This window comes from Comamonas sp. (assembly GCF_009360615.1).
Lineage (GTDB): Bacteria > Pseudomonadota > Gammaproteobacteria > Burkholderiales > Burkholderiaceae_C > Comamonas.
In genome coordinates this window covers 1-17,650 of sequence record NZ_SPEY01000079.1, presented here as the reverse complement: position 1 = coordinate 17,650, position 17,650 = coordinate 1, and the positions used below count along the sequence as shown (strand labels likewise).

Below are 17,650 nucleotides of genomic sequence, written 5' to 3'. Positions count from 1 at the left end.
TTGTTATTTATGTCGCTGGATATCGCCTCGATCTGGAATGCCGTCGTGGATTGGATGGCCCATGGGCTGTGGGATCTGTCCTGGTGGCAGCTGTTGCTGTACACCCTGTTCACGACCCATATCACGATTGCGGCGGTGACCATCTTTTTGCACCGCAGCCAGGCCCATCGTTCGCTGGATCTGGGCCCCGTCCCCTCGCACTTTTTCCGCTTCTGGCTCTGGCTGGGAACAGGCATGGTGACCAAGGAGTGGGTGGCCATCCACCGCAAGCACCATGCCAAGTGCGAAACCGAGGAAGATCCGCACAGTCCCCAGACCCGTGGTCTGGGCAAGGTGATGCGCGAAGGCGCCGAGCTCTACCGCGCCGAGGCCAGGAACGAGGAAACGCTGAAGAAATACGGTCACGGCACGCCCGACGACTGGATGGAGCGCAATATCTATCGCCACTCGGTGATGGGTCCCTCGCTGATGCTCATTCTCAATGTGGCGCTGTTCGGCGCGATCGGACTGTCGATCTGGGCCATGCAGATGGTCTGGATTCCATTCTGGGCTGCGGGCGTGGTCAATGGCGTGGGGCATTTCTGGGGCTATCGCAACTATGAGGCCACGGATGCCTCCACCAATCTGGTGCCCTGGGGCCTCATCATTGGCGGCGAGGAGCTTCACAACAACCACCATACCTTTCCCACTTCGGCCAAGTTTTCCGTCAAGCCCTATGAGTTCGACATTGGCTGGGTCTATATCAGCCTCATGCAGAAGCTGGGCTGGGCCAAGGTCAAGAAGACCCCGCCGCGCCTGCGCATGGGCGCCGTCAAGCCCGTGGCCGACGAGCTGACGCTCGAAGCCATCATTGCCAACCGCTACGAGGTCATGGCCCGTTATGCGCGCGGCGTGCGCACAGCGGTCCGTCACGAACTGGATCTGCTCAAGCAGAAGCAGGCGCAGAAGTCGGATGTTTCCCTGCTCAAGGGCGTGCAGCGCTGGCTGCACCGCGATGCCGACAAGGTGCCCGAGCGAGCCCAGTGCCAGCTGGCGCAGGCGCGCGCGGCACACCCGGTGATCGACCAGATGCTGGTCATGCGTGAAGAGCTGCGTCAGCTGTGGCTCAACACCAGTCTGAGCCGCGAGCAGCTGACGGGCCAGCTGCAGGCCTGGTGCCAGCGTGCCGAGGCCAGCGGCATTGCGGCACTCAGGGATTTCTCCGTCAAGCTGCGCGCTGCCCACGTCTGAGGCCGAGCTTGCCGAGCTGCCGCCAGATTCTGGCAACCGCGAAGCCCAGGGCTTTTCCTGCGGCGAGCCGCTGCACTGCCCTGTTCGGGCGGGCGGCGCTCGCCTGTATCGGTGTCGCCGGATACTGAATCCAGACCGCGCACGCCGGCGTGCTCAGCTGCACCCAGGTGCGGCTGGGGCAGCGCCAGCTTTGCCCGGTTTGCAGCACCATGACCTGACCGAAGTGATTGTCGGTAAAACTCAGCGGCCCGATGGCCAGGTGCAGCGGCCCATGCTGGCAGAACAGTTCGCAGCCGGGTTCAAACTGCAGCGATGCGGCCTGGCCGCTGTGGAGGCTATGTGTTTTCGGGGAGTAGTCCGACGGTGACATGGTGGCTCAAGGTCTGTGAATCAGGTTCTCAAGCGTAGGCAGGAGCGGCTCGGCAGAACAGGCACAGCCAGCGTTCCGCGCGGGCGTAGCAGCGCGGATTTTGCAGCCGCTGTTTCGGTGTCTTTGCCAACAATCTGTATCTGTTGCAGAACAGGGCTTGCTGGCATGATGCCTGTCCGGCCCTGCGTTCTGTCCCCATGCTGACTTCCACCATCTCTGCACCACAGCCTGTCGATGATGCGGCAAGCGATGTGCCGCTGCCGCTGTATCAACGGCTGGCCGCGCACTACAGCGCCGCCATAGAGCTGGGAAGCCTGAAACCCGGGGAGCGCATGCCGTCGGTGCGCAAACTGATGGCGCGGCATGACATCAGCCTTTCGACCGCCTTGCAGGTGTTGCGTTTTCTGGAGGCTCAGGGCTGTCTGGAGGCCAGACCCCGCGTGGGCTATTTCGTGTGCGCGACGAAGGCGGCTGATATCCCGCTGACCAGCGAGCCGGACCTGAGCCGGCCGCTGGCTCCCGGGGCGCACGCGCATTTCGTGGGTATCAACGAGCATATTTCGCTGCTGCTCGAGCGCGGTCGCCAGGCCGAGGTCTATATGGACATCGGTGGCTGCACGCCGCCTGCCTCCTTGTTCGATCATCACTATCTGAACAAGACCGTCACCCGGCTGCTGCGCGAGCATCCGACCCTGCTCTCGCAGGGGCGCTCTCTGCTCGCGAATCAAGGCAATCACCCGCTGTTCCAGCAGGCCATGGCCAGACGGGCGCTGGCCTCCGGCATCCGTGTGGCGCCTGCAGACGTGCTGGCAACCACCGGCAACTCCGAGGCGGTGAGCCTGGCTCTCGCAGCCGTGGCATCTCCCGGCGATATGGTGGCCGTCGAATCGCCAACCTACTACGGCCTGTTGCAGGTGGTGGAGTCCTTGCAGCTGCAAACGCTGGAGATCCCCTGCAGTCCGCGCTCCGGCATGTCCATCGAGGCGCTGGAGCTGGCTTTTCAGACCCAGCCGCGCCTGAAGGCCGTGGTCGTGGTTCCGGAGCTGCAGATGCCGCTGGGCGCGCGCATGCCTGATGAAAAAAAGGCCAGGCTCGTGGCCTTGTGTGCGGCCCATGGGGCGGCGCTGATCGAGGATGACTCCTACGGTCTGTTTGTCGAAGGGTCGCCGGTGAAACCGCTCAAGGCCTGGGACAGTGTCTCGGGGCATGTGATCTATTGCCAGGCCTTCAACAAAAGTCTGGCGCCGGGCCTGCGCCAGGGCTGGATGAATGGCGGCCAATGGCATGGCCGTATCCAGATGCTGAAATTCGCGCAAAGCCGAAACACCCAGACCCTGGGGCAACTGGTCGTGGCCGAGGTGCTGGGCTCACCCACCCATCAACGCAGCCTGGAAAAGCTCAGACAGCAACTCAAGCGCCAGCGCGAGGCCATGGCCCGGCTGGTCGCACGCCATTTTCCCCTGGGCACGCGCATGAGTCTGCCAAGCGGCGGTCTGTGCCTGTGGCTGGAGTTCCCCGCGCAGATGTCCACCTCGGATCTGTTCACGGCAGCCCTGGCGCGCGGCATACGTATTGCGCCGGGCAGCATGTTTTCCAACTCCGGTCGGTATGAGCACTGCATGCGCCTAGCCTGCACCCATCCGGTCGACGAACTCATGGAGAGGGCGATGCAGGATCTGGGCGCGATGGCCTGCCGGCAGCTGGGACAGAATCCGCGCATCTAGCGCCGGCCGAGGTCCTTTACTTCGTCGGCTGACCGGCCATGCACTGGCGCAGGAAATCACGGGCCTTGTGACCCTCCTTGTAGAAGGTGTTGATCACCTCCTTGCCGTCCACGGAGACCTTGAAGCGGGATTCCTCCTCTTCCCCCAGTTCCTTGACCAGCGCCTCGGGGCCGCCCAGTGCGTAGACGATGGCACCCCATTTGCCATTGGACATGGTGTAGTTGATGGCGCCGACTTCCTGGGGGCGGTCCTGGTTCTGGGTCAGCGTGGTTCTGATCTTGCGCGGGCTGGCCGGCTGGGGAATGTCCATGCCCAGAAAGGTCAGCAGGGCACCGTCGTGCTTGGCCGTGGGGCCCGAGAGCTGAACGGCACCGGACATGCTGCCAAAAATCGCCGCACATCCAAGACCCGAGCGCGGGTTTTTCTCGTCATGCGAAAACATCCAGTAGCCCTTGCGCAGCTTCTGGTACTGCGGGTCTTGGGCAATTCTCTGTCCTTCCCTGACCAGCTCCTGCCCCTCGCGCAGCAGCTCCAGCTGGCTGCGTGCCAGACCGCCCAGTGCATCGGCGGGCGACGGTTCCGCACGCTGGGGCGCGGCAGGCGCAGGGCCGAATTGTTCGCAGACGGGGACAGAGGCCAGACCCGGCGAACCTCCGGTCATGCCGACCTGTCGCTGGCCTGGGCCGGGGCCCGTGGGGCAGATGAACGTCTGGCCGAAGACGACTGGCGACACGGCAAGCGAAAAAAGCAATGTGCTCAGTGCCCTGTGATTCATGTGGTCCGTCCCTGTAGGTTGCAAAGCGCCAAGTATAGGGAGGGGGTCGACATGGGGAAGTTTCAGATGGTGGCCTCGCGTCGAGCCCGGTGCCGCCAAGGCATGAAAAAACCGCCTGCACTTGCGTGAGGCGGCTTTTCAGGAAACAGGCCGAATTACTTCAGCTTGGTTTCCTTGTACTCGACGTGCTTGCGAGCCTTGGGGTCGAACTTGATGATCGACATCTTTTCAGGCATCGTCTTCTTGTTCTTGGTCGTTGTGTAGAAGTGACCGGTACCAGCAGTGGAAGCCAGCTTGATCTTTTCGCGTCCGCCTTTAGCAGCCATGGTGTTTCTCCTTCAGGAAATTAAGCTTGGCCACGAGCGCGCATGTCTGCGAGCACGGAGTCGATACCGTTCTTGTCGATCAGGCGCAGAGCAGCGCTGGAAACGCGCAGGCGCACCCAACGGTTTTCGCTCTCCACCCAGAAGCGGCGGTATTGCAGGTTGGGGAGGAAACGACGCTTGGTCTTGTTGTTGGCGTGGGAAACATTGTTGCCCACCATGGGCTTCTTGCCCGTAACTTCACATACGCGTGCCATTGGGACACTCCGATAGTTGAATCGGCCGCCGGCTCTGGAATCCTGCAGGAGCAGGAGGTGCCGACAACCTCACCTCGCCAGTTTGTAATGGGTGGCGGTAGCCCGATTGCGGAAGTCCCGAAGCACGGTAAAGCGCGAACCTGGAATCCAGCAAAGTCTGCGATTATAGCGTTCTCGTAAAAAAGCCCCTGGTGTCGGCCAAAACTGGCCAAACCCAAGGGCTTTTGCGCCGAACATGCGCTAACAGTCGCTCAGACGCCGGAGCGGCCTGGCGTCATCAGGATTCCTGTTCCAGGAAGCGCTGGGCGTCCAGGGCCGCCATGCAGCCGGTGCCGGCGCTGGTGATGGCCTGGCGGTAGACATGGTCCTGGCAGTCGCCGGCGGCGAACACGCCGGGCACGCTGGTCTGTGTGGCAAAGCCCTTGAGGCCGCCCTGAGTGACGATGTAGCCGTTTTCCAGCTCCAGCTGACCCTGGAAGATGTCGGTGTTGGGGTGGTGGCCGATGGCGATGAAGGCGCCTTGCAGCTTGACTTCTTCCGTGTGGCCATCCTGCGTGCTCTTGATGCGGATGCCGGTCACTCCACTGTGGTCGCCCAGCACTTCATCCAGGGTGAAATGGGTCTTGAGCTCGATCTTGCCTTCCTTGACCTTGTCCATCAGCTTGTCCACGAGAATGGGCTCGGCCTTGAATTTGTCGCGGCGGTGCACCAGGGTGACCTTGCTGGCGATATTGGACAGATACAGGGCCTCTTCCACGGCCGTGTTGCCGCCGCCGATCACGCAAACCGGCTGCTCGCGATAGAAGAATCCGTCGCAGGTGGCGCAGGCCGAGACGCCGCGGCCCATGAAGGCCTCCTCGGAAGGCAGGCCCAGGTACTTGGCCGATGCGCCGGTGGCAATGATCAGCGAGTCGCAGGTGTAGACGCCGCTGTCGCCGGTCAGAGTGAACGGGCGCTTGGAGAAGTCGACCTGGTTGATGTGGTCGAAAACGATTTCGGTCTTGAAGCGCTCGGCATGTTCCTGGAACCGCTGCATCAGCTCGGGGCCCTGCACGCCCATGACGTCGGCCGGCCAGTTGTCCACTTCGGTGGTGGTCATCAGCTGGCCTCCCTGCGCCATGCCGGTGATCAGCAGAGGCTTGAGATTGGCACGTGCCGCGTAGACGGCGGCGGTGTAGCCGGCAGGGCCGGAGCCCAGGATGAGAACTTGTGCGTGTTTGGTAGAGGACATGGAGCGGAACTCTGAAAAAGCAGGCCGACAACCGGCGCGCGGTCATGAAAACATGGAAAAGATGTGGGAGTATCGCTCCGGATCAAGGTCTGCGCGTGCAGCGGTTTTTAATCACCGGAATTGTTAAAAATGATAGTGATGAAGCGAATCGGGCCGCCACATGGCTGTTTTGTTGCATGTGCTTGCATTACGCTGAGCGATCGTCTTGGCCGAATGTACCGCTTGGATAAGGGCCTAAGGTAAGCTTGCGCCTGCGTATGACATACACACTGAACGCTTCGAACGCGTCTTCTTCCGGCAAATCAAAATCCCGTGCTGCTGCTCCGCGCTATGGAGTGATTCGCTTCAGCCAGGAGGTTTTGCTGTTGATCGGCCTGCTGGCGCTGGTGTTCTGGCTCATGGCCATGTTCACCTACTCGCCGCAAGACGCTGCCTGGTCCACGTCGGGCGCCGGGCAGAAGCCGTTCGTGCACAACTGGATGGGCCGCGTGGGGGCCTGGCTGGCCGATGCCTGCTATTTCGGCTTCGGCATGTCCATCTGGTGGCTGGTGCTGGCCGCCGTGCAGGCCTGGGTGACTTCGCTGGTGCGCTGGATGCGTGGAGGGGTGAACAAGGATGGCACCCCTCTGGCGCTGATGCCGCTGTGGCGCCGCCGTTTTCTGTTCTGGGGCGGCCTGGCCGTCCTGATGATTGCCAGTTGCTCGCTGGAATGGACGCGTCTGTACCGTTTCGAGAACCTGCTGCCCGGTCCGGCGGGAGGGGTGTTTGGTTACATGATGGGCTTCAATGCCCTCAAATGGCTGGGCTTTGCCGGCTCGGGGCTGATCGGCATCTGCCTGTTCGTGCTGGGGGCGGCCATGGTGTTCGGCTTCTCCTGGGGCAGGCTGGCGGAGGGCCTGGGCGCGCGCCTTGACGGCATGGTGCAGTTCGGGCGCGAGCGCCGCGAAATTGCCAAGGATGTCTCTGCCGGCAAGAAAGCGGCTCGCGAGCGCGAGGAAGTGGTTTTCGATCGCTCCGAAGGGGCAATCACGGCACCGGTGCATCAGCCCGTGCAGATCATCGAGCCCGTGCTGCAGGAAGCCAGTCAGCCCAGCGCCCGGGTGGTCAAGGAGCGCCAGAAGCCGCTGTTCACCGATCATCTCGACAGCAAGCTGCCTCAGGTGGACCTGCTGGACCAGGCGCAGCAGCGTCAGGAGCTGGTGTCTGCCGAGACGCTGGAGATGACCAGCCGGCTGATTGAAAAGCGCCTCAAGGACTTTGGTGTCGAAGTGCGTGTGGTTGCGGCCATGCCCGGCCCTGTGATCACCCGCTACGAGATCGAGCCTGCCACGGGCGTCAAGGGCTCGCAGATCGTCAATCTGGCCAAGGATCTCGCAAGGTCGCTGTCCCTGGTGTCGATTCGCGTGATCGAGACCATTCCCGGCAAGAACTACATGGCGCTGGAGCTGCCCAACGCCAAGCGCCAGTCGATTCGTCTGTCCGAAGTGCTGGGCTCTCAGGTCTACCACGACGCCAAGAGCCTGCTGACCATGGGCCTGGGCAAGGATATCGTAGGCAATCCCGTGGTGGCCGATCTGGCCAAGATGCCCCACGTGCTGGTGGCCGGCACGACGGGTTCGGGCAAGTCCGTGGGTATCAATGCCATGATTCTGTCGCTGCTCTACAAGGCGGAGGCGCGCGATGTGCGTCTGCTCATGATCGATCCCAAGATGCTGGAAATGTCGGTCTATGAAGGCATTCCCCACCTGCTGTGCCCGGTGGTCACCGACATGAAGCAGGCGGCCAACGGCCTGAACTGGTGCGTGGCCGAGATGGAACGCCGCTACAAGCTCATGAGCAAGCTCGGTGTGCGCAATCTGGCCGGCTACAACAGCAAGATCGACGAGGCCAAGGCGCGCGAGGAGTCGATTCCCAACCCTTTCAGCCTGACGCCCGAAGAGCCCGAGCCGCTGCAGCGCCTGCCGCACATCGTCATCGTGATCGACGAGCTGGCCGATCTGATGATGGTGGTGGGCAAGAAAATCGAAGAGCTCATCGCCCGACTGGCACAAAAGGCGCGTGCGGCAGGCATTCACCTGATTCTCGCGACCCAGCGACCCAGCGTGGACGTGATCACGGGCCTGATCAAGGCCAATATTCCGACCCGCATTGCCTTCCAGGTCTCCAGCAAGATCGACAGTCGCACCGTGCTGGACCAGATGGGGGCGGAGACCCTGCTGGGCATGGGTGACATGCTGTACATGGCCAGCGGCACCGGTCTGCCGATCCGCGTGCATGGCGCCTTTGTCTCCGACGACGAGGTGCACCGTGTGGTCAGCTATCTCAAGGAACAGGGCGAGCCCGACTACATCGAAGGCATCCTGGAAGGCGGCTCTGCCGACGGCGAGGGCGGCGATGACGATGGCGAGGGCGGTGGCGAAAAGGACGAACTCTACGATCAGGCCGTCGAGATCGTGCTGAAAGACCGCAAGGCCAGCATTTCCTACGTTCAGCGCAAACTGCGCATCGGCTACAACCGCTCTGCCAATCTTCTGGAGCAGATGGAAAGGGCGGGCCTGGTCAGCTCGCTCACCTCCAGTGGGCAGCGCGATGTCCTGGTTCCGGCCCGCAGCGAGTGAGCCGGGCACAAGAAGGAGAGTCATGAAACGTCTTTTGACTGCAATTTTGATCGCTGGCAGCGCTGGTGCTGCAATGGCAGATGGCTTGAAAAGCCTCGAGTCCTTCATGAAGAACGCCCAGGCGGGCAGGGCCGAGTTCACCCAGTCTGTGACTTCCCCCCCAAAGTCCGGCCAGGAGGCACGAACCAAGGTCTCCAGCGGCAGCTTCGAATTCCAGCGCCCCGGCAAGTTCCGTTTCAACTACACCAAGCCTTTCGAGCAGCTCATCGTGGCCGACGGCAAGACGCTGTGGCTCTACGACGCCGACCTGAACCAGGTGACGGAGCGTGCCCAGGCCCAGGTGCTGGGCAGTACACCGGCGGCCATCCTGACATCGGCCACCGACCTCAAGGCCTTGAAGGCCGACTTCGAGCTGGGCAACCAGCCTGATGCCGATGGTCTGGAATGGGTGCTGGCCAGTCCCAGGCAGAAAGGCGGCCAGCTCAAGAGCGTGCGCATCGGCTTCACGCCCGAGGGCAGGCTGGCGGCACTCGATATCGAGGACAGCTTTGGCCAGCGTTCGCTGATGCAGTTCAAGGGTCTGCAAACCCAGGCTTCGCTGCCGGCATCGACCTTCCACTTCACGGTGCCCAAGGGGGCCGATGTGCTTAAGCAGTAAAAGCGCGGCACGCATCAGCAAAAAGGCCTGCGGATGGTGTCCGCAGGCCTTTTTTATGTAAAACAAGGGTCAATCCCTTGTGGGTAAAGTGCCGATAGCTATGCTTTTTGAATCAATGCACCAGCTTGAAATCAGGCGCGCGTGGCGTTTGCGGCAGCCCGCTTGTTGCCAAGGGCGAAATCCAGCAGGCCTGCCAGCACCAGCACGCAGACCACCGGGGTGACCCAGCCCATGCCCAGGGCGGCACCGGGAAGCCTGTCCAGCAAGGCGGGGACCAGGAAGTCGAGCTTGGCTGCCTTGGCGGCATCAAACAGGCCGAAGACCAGGGAGGTGCTCATCACGGGGATGTAGACGCGCGTTGGTTGGCTCCAGCGGTGCAGCAGGCTCAAGGCGATCAGGGCGATGGCCACGGGATACAGGCCCACGAGCACGGGCACGGCCACGGCAATCAGCTGGGCCAGGCCCTGGTTGGCCACGGCAGTGCTGAAGACCGACAGGCCGATGACCATGGTGCGATAGGAGATCCCGGTCAGCTCGCTGAAGAAGCTGCTGCAGGCCGTGATCAGGCCCACGCCGGTGGTCAGGCAGGCCAGCATGATGACAGTGGCCAGCAGCCACAGGCCTGCGGGGCCGAAGGTCTGCTGCACAAAGGCAGTGAGGATCTGCACGCCGGTGGAAGCATTGGCGGCCAGCTGGCTGTTGGTGGCGCCCAGATACATCAGCGAGACATAGACCAGACCCAGGCAGGTCGCGGCGATGATGCCGGCATAGATGCAGTAGCGCGTGTGCAGCCTGCTGTCGCTCACGCCGGCCGCCTTGATCGCATTGACGATGACGATGCCGAAGATCAGCGAGGCCAGGGCGTCCATGGTCTGATAGCCCTGCAGAAAGCCTTCGGAGAAGGCTGCGGCCTGCGTGGCGTAGGCCTCGGTGCTGAGGCTGTAGCCATCCACCGGAGCCAGCACGGCGGAGCCGCCAAGCACGGCCAGCGCCAGAATCAGCACGGGCGTGATGATCTTGCCTACGTTGTCCATGAGCTTGCCGGGGAATAGCGACAGCAGCGCCACGGCGACGAAATAGGCGATGGTGAAGGCCAGCAGCATGGCTGGCGTGTTGCCCACGAAGGGGGCCAGGCCCATCTCGAAGGAGACGGTGGCCGTGCGCGGCGTCGCAAACAGGGGGCCGATGGTCAGGTAGATGGCCACGGCCAGCACCACGCCGGCCATGCGGCCGATCGGGCTGGTCAAGGTGTCCAGCCCACCGCCCACGCGGGCGAGCGCGATCACCCCGAGCAGGGGCAGACCGACTCCGGTGAGCAGGAATCCCGTCGAGGCACCCAGCAGGTTTTCACCGGCGGCCAGGCCCACCATGGGAGGGAAGATGATGTTGCCAGCCCCGAGAAACAGGGCAAAGGTCATGAAACCGAGGGCAAAAATGTCCCAGGTCTTGAGTTTTTTCATACGCGTAGGCTCTCAGGCGTGCAGCGCTGGCACGCCCTGGGGCAATGTGGAATCAGGGAAAGTTGCGGATGCTTTCGATTGATTTCTGGCTGATGGCGGTAGCCCTATCAGGCACAGGCATCGCGTGGCGCAGATGGGGCGGCCCGCAATGAATCTGAACGCGCTGCCGGGTCTGGCTTTTGGCAGACTGCATGGGGCAGTGCTTCCATGAATACGAGGGGTGGCCTCGCTAATGGAGAGATTGAATCCGTTGAAACGCTATTTTCTCTTACGGAAAATTCTGATAGAGATGCAGGGGTTAAGCGGGCGACGCGTCTGCCGCATCCCGGCCCTGCTCGACGGTCCGGACCCATTTGACTGCACAGACCGCCGTGGCGTTGGATACTTGAGGGGCCATGGTTACGCACAACAACTCTCCATCTCCAGCCATTCCCCATCAGCCCCTGGCCGAGCGCCTGAGGCCGCGCACACTGGCGGAAGTCATTGGCCAGCAGCATGTGCTGGGTGAGGGCATGCCTCTGCGTCTGGCCTTCGAGTCGGGCCGCCCGCACAGCTGCATACTCTGGGGGCCCCCCGGCGTGGGCAAGACCACGATTGCCCGGCTCATGGCCGATGCCTTCGATGCACAGTTCATCTCCATCAGCGCCGTACTGGGAGGCGTCAAGGACATCCGCGAGGCCGTGGAGCAGGCGCAGGCGGCGCAAAGCGGCCTGCTGCAGCAGCGCACCATCGTCTTCGTGGACGAGGTGCACCGATTCAACAAAAGCCAGCAGGACGCCTTTTTGCCCCACGTGGAAAGCGGGCTGTTCACCTTCATCGGAGCGACCACGGAGAACCCCTCGTTCGAGGTCAACTCGGCCCTGCTTTCGAGGGCGGCTGTTTATGTGCTGCAAAGCCTGACGACGGAGGATTTGAAGCAGATTGTGGCCAAAGCCCAGGCGATCAAGGCGGTTCCAGACATCGAGGATGAAGCGCTGGAGCGCTTGATGGCCTATGCCGACGGCGATGCGCGCCGCTTGCTGAACACGCTGGAAACCCTTTCCATCACGGCCGAGCAAGCCGGGGTGGGCAGCATTGGCGATGGCTGGCTGCTCAAGGTGCTGGGCGAGCGCATGCGCCGCTACGACAAGGGCGGCGAGCAGTTCTACGACACCATCAGCGCCTTGCACAAGTCGGTGCGCGGCTCCGACCCTGATGCTGCACTGTACTGGTTCTGCCGCATGCTGGACGGCGGGGCCGACCCGCGCTATCTGGCGCGCCGTATCGTGCGCATGGCCTGGGAAGACATAGGGCTTGCCGATCCGCGTGCCATGCAGATGTGCAACGATGCGGCGGCTACCTATGAGCGTCTGGGCAGCCCCGAGGGGGAACTGGCCCTGGCCCAGGCCGTGATCTACCTGGCCGTGGCCCCCAAGAGCAATGCCGGCTACATGGCCTACAACAAGGCCAAGGCCTTCGTGAAGGGCGACACCACCAGGCCGGTGCCCCTGCATCTGCGCAATGCCCCTACCAAGCTGATGAAGCAGCTCGATTATGGCCGCGATTATCGCTACGCGCACAGCGAGGAGGGCGGCTTTGCCGCAGGCGAGCGCTATCTGCCCGAAGGCATGGAAGACCCCGGCTTCTACCAGCCCGTGGCGCGAGGGCTGGAGATCAAGATCGGTCAGAAGCTGGCGGAGCTCAAGGCGCTCAACGATGCTGCTCGCGCGGCGGAGGATGAACAGGCGGACTTGTAAAGCGCGAGTTGCCCAGGTGTTGCGCAACTGGCACTAGTTGAATGCTGCATTTTTTGTGGTGTTTATAGAGTTTTTCGCTAGTTTCTGAGGCAACCCGAGACTAAGTGCCTGTATTTATTGGGTTTGCGATGCCGATGAAATTGCTGCGATGCAGCATTCCGGGTCCGCGCACGGGAAACCCCGGCCCTGAGTCGTGAAAACAGCTCCCTAGAATCGATTCACTCTTTTGCGGCAAGCGGCCCACGAAGCAGCGGACTGCGAAAGGGAAACCTTGGCATCGCTGGCTCCGTCGTTCGGGATGAGAGGCTCGCAGTGTCTCCGTCTTGGATCGAGGGAAGGGGAGCGCGCTTATGGATATCTTGCTGCAGCAGATCATCAACGGTCTGGTGTTAGGCAGCATGTACGCCTTGATAGCCCTGGGCTACACCATGGTGTACGGCATCATTCAGCTGATCAACTTCGCGCATGGCGAGGTGCTGATGGTGGGGGCTCTGACCAGCTGGAGCTGCATCGGCCTGATGCAGGAAGCCATGCCTTATCTGCCCGGCTGGCTCATGCTTTTGCTGGCCGCCATCATTGCCTGCGTGGTGGCCGCGTCGCTGAACTTCGTGATCGAGAAGGTGGCCTACCGGCCGCTGCGCAACAGCCCGCGTCTGGCACCGCTGATCACGGCCATCGGTGTCTCCATCCTGCTGCAGACCCTGGCCATGATCATCTGGAAGCCGAACTACAAGGCCTATCCCACGCTGCTGCCGTCCACGCCCTATGAAATCGGCACGGCGGTGATCACGCCCACGCAGATTCTGGTGCTGGCGGTCACGGCGATTGCGCTGGCCGCGCTGATGTATCTGGTCAACTACACCAAGCTGGGGCGCGCCATGCGTGCCACGGCCGAGAACCCGCGCGTGGCGGCGTTGATGGGCGTCAAGCCTGACATGGTGATTTCCGCCACCTTCATCATCGGCGCCGTGCTGGCGGCGATTGCCGGCATCATGTACGCCTCCAACTACGGCACGGCTCATCACACCATGGGCTTCCTGCCGGGTCTCAAGGCCTTTACCGCGGCCGTGTTCGGCGGCATCGGCAATCTGGCCGGGGCCGTGGTGGGGGGGCTGCTGCTGGGACTGATCGAGTCCATCGGATCCGGCTACATCGGCGATCTGACCGGAGGCGTTCTGGGCAGCCAGTACACCGACATCTTTGCCTTCATCGTGCTCATCATCATCCTCACGCTGCGCCCTTCGGGCCTGCTGGGTGAGCGTGTCGCGGACCGTGCCTGAGGAGCGTCCATGAAGAACAGCAAGACTCTCCACTGGATCCTGGGCGGCATCTGCCTGCTGGTACTGCCGTTGATCCTGCAATATTTCGGCAACGCCTGGGTGCGCATTGCCGATCTGGCCCTGCTCTATGTGATGCTGGCCCTGGGCCTGAACATCGTGGTCGGCTACGCAGGCCTGCTGGATCTGGGCTACGTGGCTTTCTACGCGGTGGGTGCCTATATGTTTGCGCTCATGGCATCGCCGCATCTGGCCGAGACTTTCGAAGGCTTTGTGGCCATGTTCCCCGACGGACTGCACACCTCGATCTGGCTGGTGATCCCGTTGGGCATGCTGCTGGCCGCCTGCACGGGCGTACTGCTGGGCCTGCCGGTGCTGCGGCTGCGCGGGGACTACCTGGCCATCGTGACACTGGGCTTCGGCGAGATCATCCGTATCTTCCTGAACAACCTGGACCAGCCCGTCAACATCACCAACGGCCCCAAGGGGATCGGCCAGATCGATTCGGTCAAGATCTTCGGCTTTGATCTGGCCAAGCGCCATGAGATCTTCGGCTACGACATCGCCTCCGTCACGCTGTACTACTACCTGTTTCTGGTACTGGTGCTGGCCACCATCTTGATCTGCTACCGCCTGCAGGATTCGCGCATAGGGCGCGCCTGGATGGCGATCCGCGAGGATGAAATCGCCGCCAAGGCCATGGGTATCAATGTGCGCAATATGAAGCTGCTGGCCTTTGGCATGGGCGCTTCGTTCGGTGGCGTCGCCGGTTCCATGTTCGGTGCCTTCCAGGGCTTTGTCTCGCCCGAGTCCTTCAGCCTCATGGAGTCCGTGATGATTGTGGCCATGGTGGTGCTTGGCGGCCTGGGCCACATTCCCGGCGTGATTTTGGGGGCAGTGCTGCTCTCGGCCCTGCCCGAGGTGCTGCGCTATGTGGCCGGACCGCTGCAGCAAATGACCGATGGACGCCTCGATGCGTCCATCCTGCGCCAATTGCTGATTGCCCTGGCCATGATCGTCATCATGCTGATGCGCCCGCGCGGGCTGTGGCCCACGCCCGAGCATGCCAAAAGCCTGGACCGTCCGTCCTGATGACACCGCAGACAAGGAATGTGAGCTGATATGGCAGAGAGCACGACTTCCACGGTCCTTCATGTCTCGGACATCTCCAAGCGCTTTGGCGGGTTGCAGGCGCTGTCCGGTGTGAGCATGAAGATTGAGAGAGGCCAGGTCTACGGTCTGATCGGCCCCAATGGCGCGGGCAAGACCACATTTTTCAATGTGATCACCGGCCTCTATACGCCCGACAGCGGCAGATTCGAACTGGCCGGTCGGCCCTACGAACCGACTGCGGTTCACAAGGTGGCCCGTGCCGGCATAGCCCGCACCTTCCAGAACATCCGGCTGTTTGCCGAGATGACGGCACTGGAAAACGTCATGGTCGGTCGTCATGTGCGCACGCATTCGGGCCTGCTCGGGGCAGTTTTTCGCACCCGGGGATTCAAGGCCGAAGAGGCTGCGATTCGCGCCCGCTCCCGCGAGTTGCTCGACTATGTCGGCATTGGAAAATATGCGGATTTCAAGGCTCGTACCCTGTCCTATGGCGACCAGCGTCGCCTGGAGATTGCCCGTGCTTTGGCGACGGATCCTCAGCTGATTGCACTGGATGAGCCGGCCGCCGGCATGAACGCGACCGAGAAGGTGCAACTGCGTGAGCTGATCGATCGCATCCGCAACGATCACCGCACCATCCTGCTTATCGAGCACGATGTGAAGCTGGTCATGGGCCTGTGTGACCGCGTGACGGTGCTGGACTATGGCAAGCCGATTGCCGAAGGCACGCCTGCAGAAGTGCAGAAGAGTGAAAAAGTGATTGAAGCCTATCTGGGCACGGGAGGCCATTGAAGATGCAGGATCAAGTGCTGGAACAGACGCAGGCCTCCAAATCCTCGGCCCCGGTATTGCTTCAGGTCAAGGATCTGAAGGTGGGTTATGGCGGCATTCAGGCTGTCAAGGGGGTGGACTTCCAGGTGCATCAGGGTGAGCTGGTATCGCTGATCGGCTCCAACGGTGCGGGGAAAACCACGACCATGAAGGCCGTCACCAGGGGCCTGCCGATTGCCGATGGCGAAATCCTCTACCTGGGCCAAAGCATCAAGGGCAAAGGAGCCTGGGATCTGGTGGCAGAAGGACTGGTCATGGTGCCCGAGGGGCGCGGCGTGTTTGCCCGCATGACGATTACCGAGAATCTGCTCATGGGAGCTTACACGCGCAGCGACAAGGCCGGCATACAGGCGGACATCGAGCGCATGTTCGGCATCTTTCCGCGCCTGAAGGAGCGCAAGGATCAGCTGGCGGGCACCATGTCCGGGGGCGAGCAGCAGATGCTGGCCATGGCCCGCGCGCTGATGAGTCAGCCCAAGGTGCTGCTGCTGGACGAGCCGTCCATGGGCCTGTCGCCCATCATGGTGGACAAGATCTTCGAAGTGGTCAGCGATGTCTACGCGCTGGGCGTGACCATGGTGCTGGTGGAGCAGAACGCAAGCCGCGCGCTGGCACTTGCCGACCGAGGTTATGTCATGGAGTCGGGCATCATCACCATGACGGGGCCTGGCCAGACCTTGCTGAGCGATCCGCGTGTGCGTGCGGCTTACCTGGGAGAGTAGGCACTGGCGAGGCCGTTGACGTCTCCGTTCTGCGTGCGGCCGTGACCGCCAGCCTGCCGTCAAGGGTCAACCCTAATTCCCCTGAAATTCAAGAAAATGACAAAAAAATGACGTTTTTCAGGGTTCTCTGATTGTTTTATTTATTTCTTTTTAGTTCCTTTTAATTCCTTTTTGTTGCTGAATAGAATTTGCATATTACAAAAAGAAGTTTTTAGAACGCTTTCGCGTGATTGGGTGACATGCCCCAGTAGTCGCTACGTCGGGTGGGGGGATTTCTGCTCACCGGTATTGACTGGAGGAGTCAGGGGCTTTGGGTGGTTCCTAACATGGTGGAGAGCTTGTTTTTTATTTTTCGTGGTGCCCGAAGGGGTGTCTTGAACACGCGCTGAAACGCACAATGACTCAAGAGTAAACTCCGCCCCGTTTAAGCCGGGAACCATGCACTTTTTTTGCAGTGAGTCGCCTGGTTTCTTTTCCCCGGTAAGGAGCATTCATGCTGTTTGGCAAGCTATTGCCGCGAGAAGGCAATTTTTTCGAGATGTTCAATCAACATGCGGATCGCATCGTTGAAGCAGCTCATGCTTTCTCGCAACTCGTTGCAAATTACAACGATCCCCATCTGCGCGAAAAATACAACGCCGATGTGGACAACGCCGAGCGTGCAGCCGACCGTGTGACCCATGATGTCACCAAGCTGCTGCACAAGACTTTCATCACGCCCCTGGATCGCGAACACATCCACTCGCTGATCAACACCATGGATGACGTGGCCGACCTGATCCAGGACTCGGCCGAGACCATGGCGCTGTATGACGTGCGTCACATGACAGACGAAATCACTCGTCTGACCGATCTGTGCGTGCGCTGCTGCGAGCGTCTGCGAGATGCCGTCAAGCTGCTGGACCGCCTTTCGGACCCCTCGATCGTGGATGCTGCCAGCAAGACCTGCGACGAAATCGACCGCCTGGAAGGCGATGCCGATCGCGTGATGCGTGCGGCCATGAGCAAGCTGTTCCGTGAAGAGCCGGATGTGCGTGAGGTGATCAAGCTCAAGGCCATCTACGAGCTGCTGGAAACCATCACGGACCGTTGCGAAGACGTGGCGAACCTGATCGAGGGCATCGTCCTCGAGAATTCCTGATTCTCGCTGGAGTCCGATCATGGAGCCGGTACAGGCAGCCCTCTCGATGACCGCCCTGCCGCGGAGCGTGCCGGCGTGCAGCCGCTCGTACGCCTTCGGGGCGTCGTCGAGCGAGAACACCTCGGTCTCCACGTGCACGGCACCGGAGCGGGCGAGTTCGAGCACCTCGAACAGCTCGGAGCGG

16 protein-coding genes are annotated in these 17,650 nt (G+C 61.7%); 10 read left to right on the top strand and 6 right to left on the bottom strand.

The features are described from left to right. Nucleotides 1–9 precede the first annotated feature (9 nt). Nucleotides 10–1,230 carry a fatty acid desaturase gene (locus tag E2583_RS19210; RefSeq protein WP_291597810.1) on the top strand — a complete coding sequence of 407 codons (1,221 nt, stop codon included), beginning with the start codon at nt 10–12 and terminating at the stop codon, nt 1,228–1,230. On the opposite strand, the gene E2583_RS19205 is transcribed toward E2583_RS19210, so the two are convergent. Beyond that, entirely contained in the window at nt 1,205–1,600 is a 396-nt protein-coding gene (locus E2583_RS19205) for a hypothetical protein (protein WP_291597808.1), read from the bottom strand. The genes E2583_RS19210 and E2583_RS19205 overlap by 26 nt on opposite strands. Before the next feature lie 197 nt (nt 1,601–1,797). Here E2583_RS19205 and E2583_RS19200 point away from each other — a divergent pair, with 197 nt between their 5' ends. Then, nucleotides 1,798–3,324, top strand: coding sequence for a PLP-dependent aminotransferase family protein (locus E2583_RS19200; RefSeq protein WP_291597807.1), 1,527 nt, complete (start codon nt 1,798–1,800; stop codon nt 3,322–3,324). 16 nt (nt 3,325–3,340) lie between these two features. Here E2583_RS19200 and E2583_RS19195 read toward each other — a convergent pair whose 3' ends face one another. From E2583_RS19195 to trxB, 4 genes are all read right to left on the bottom strand, one after another. Further along, nucleotides 3,341–4,099 carry a hypothetical protein gene (locus E2583_RS19195; protein WP_291597806.1) on the bottom strand — a complete coding sequence of 253 codons (759 nt, stop codon included), beginning with the start codon at nt 4,097–4,099 and terminating at the stop codon, nt 3,341–3,343. Between the two features lie 155 nt (nt 4,100–4,254). Further along, the gene (gene rpmG, locus E2583_RS19190; protein ID WP_003058233.1) at nt 4,255–4,425 is read right to left on the bottom strand and encodes a 50S ribosomal protein L33; all 171 of its coding nucleotides are present in this window, start codon (nt 4,423–4,425) and stop codon (nt 4,255–4,257) included. A 20-nt stretch (nt 4,426–4,445) separates the two neighbouring features. Continuing rightward, nucleotides 4,446–4,679, bottom strand: a complete 234-nt coding sequence (rpmB, locus tag E2583_RS19185; protein ID WP_003058229.1) for a 50S ribosomal protein L28 — start codon at nt 4,677–4,679, stop codon at nt 4,446–4,448. A gap of 277 nt (nt 4,680–4,956) precedes the next feature. Further along, nucleotides 4,957–5,910 (bottom strand): thioredoxin-disulfide reductase, encoded by a 954-nt coding sequence (trxB, locus tag E2583_RS19180; RefSeq protein ID WP_291597805.1) that lies wholly within the window; start codon nt 5,908–5,910, stop codon nt 4,957–4,959. A 257-nt stretch (nt 5,911–6,167) separates the two neighbouring features. Between trxB and E2583_RS19175 the strand changes: the two genes are divergently transcribed. Beyond that, entirely contained in the window at nt 6,168–8,528 is a 2,361-nt protein-coding gene (locus tag E2583_RS19175) for a DNA translocase FtsK (RefSeq protein WP_291597804.1), read from the top strand. A 22-nt stretch (nt 8,529–8,550) separates the two neighbouring features. Then, nucleotides 8,551–9,186 (top strand): outer membrane lipoprotein chaperone LolA, encoded by a 636-nt coding sequence (lolA, locus tag E2583_RS19170; protein WP_291597803.1) that lies wholly within the window; start codon nt 8,551–8,553, stop codon nt 9,184–9,186. Between the two features lie 131 nt (nt 9,187–9,317). On the opposite strand, the gene brnQ is transcribed toward lolA, so the two are convergent. Further along, nucleotides 9,318–10,646, bottom strand: coding sequence for a branched-chain amino acid transport system II carrier protein (gene brnQ, locus E2583_RS19165; protein ID WP_291597802.1), 1,329 nt, complete (start codon nt 10,644–10,646; stop codon nt 9,318–9,320). Nucleotides 10,647–11,041: 395 nt separating this feature from the next. Between brnQ and E2583_RS19160 the strand changes: the two genes are divergently transcribed. From E2583_RS19160 to E2583_RS19135, 6 genes are all read left to right on the top strand, one after another. Further along, nucleotides 11,042–12,382 (top strand): replication-associated recombination protein A, encoded by a 1,341-nt coding sequence (locus tag E2583_RS19160; protein WP_291597801.1) that lies wholly within the window; start codon nt 11,042–11,044, stop codon nt 12,380–12,382. A gap of 350 nt (nt 12,383–12,732) precedes the next feature. Then, entirely contained in the window at nt 12,733–13,662 is a 930-nt protein-coding gene (locus tag E2583_RS19155) for a branched-chain amino acid ABC transporter permease (RefSeq protein ID WP_291597800.1), read from the top strand. 9 nt (nt 13,663–13,671) lie between these two features. Next, a complete protein-coding gene (locus E2583_RS19150) occupies nt 13,672–14,751 on the top strand; it encodes an ABC transporter ATP-binding protein (RefSeq protein WP_291597799.1) in 1,080 nt (359 codons plus the stop codon). Between the two features lie 30 nt (nt 14,752–14,781). Further along, nucleotides 14,782–15,564, top strand: a complete 783-nt coding sequence (locus tag E2583_RS19145) for an ABC transporter ATP-binding protein (RefSeq protein WP_291597798.1) — start codon at nt 14,782–14,784, stop codon at nt 15,562–15,564. A 2-nt stretch (nt 15,565–15,566) separates the two neighbouring features. Beyond that, a complete protein-coding gene (locus tag E2583_RS19140; RefSeq protein ID WP_291597797.1) occupies nt 15,567–16,325 on the top strand; it encodes an ABC transporter ATP-binding protein in 759 nt (252 codons plus the stop codon). 493 nt (nt 16,326–16,818) lie between these two features. Next, nucleotides 16,819–17,466: a DUF47 domain-containing protein gene (locus E2583_RS19135; RefSeq protein WP_291597796.1), complete on the top strand. Its 648-nt coding sequence runs from the start codon at nt 16,819–16,821 to the stop codon at nt 17,464–17,466. Nucleotides 17,467–17,650 lie beyond the last annotated feature (184 nt).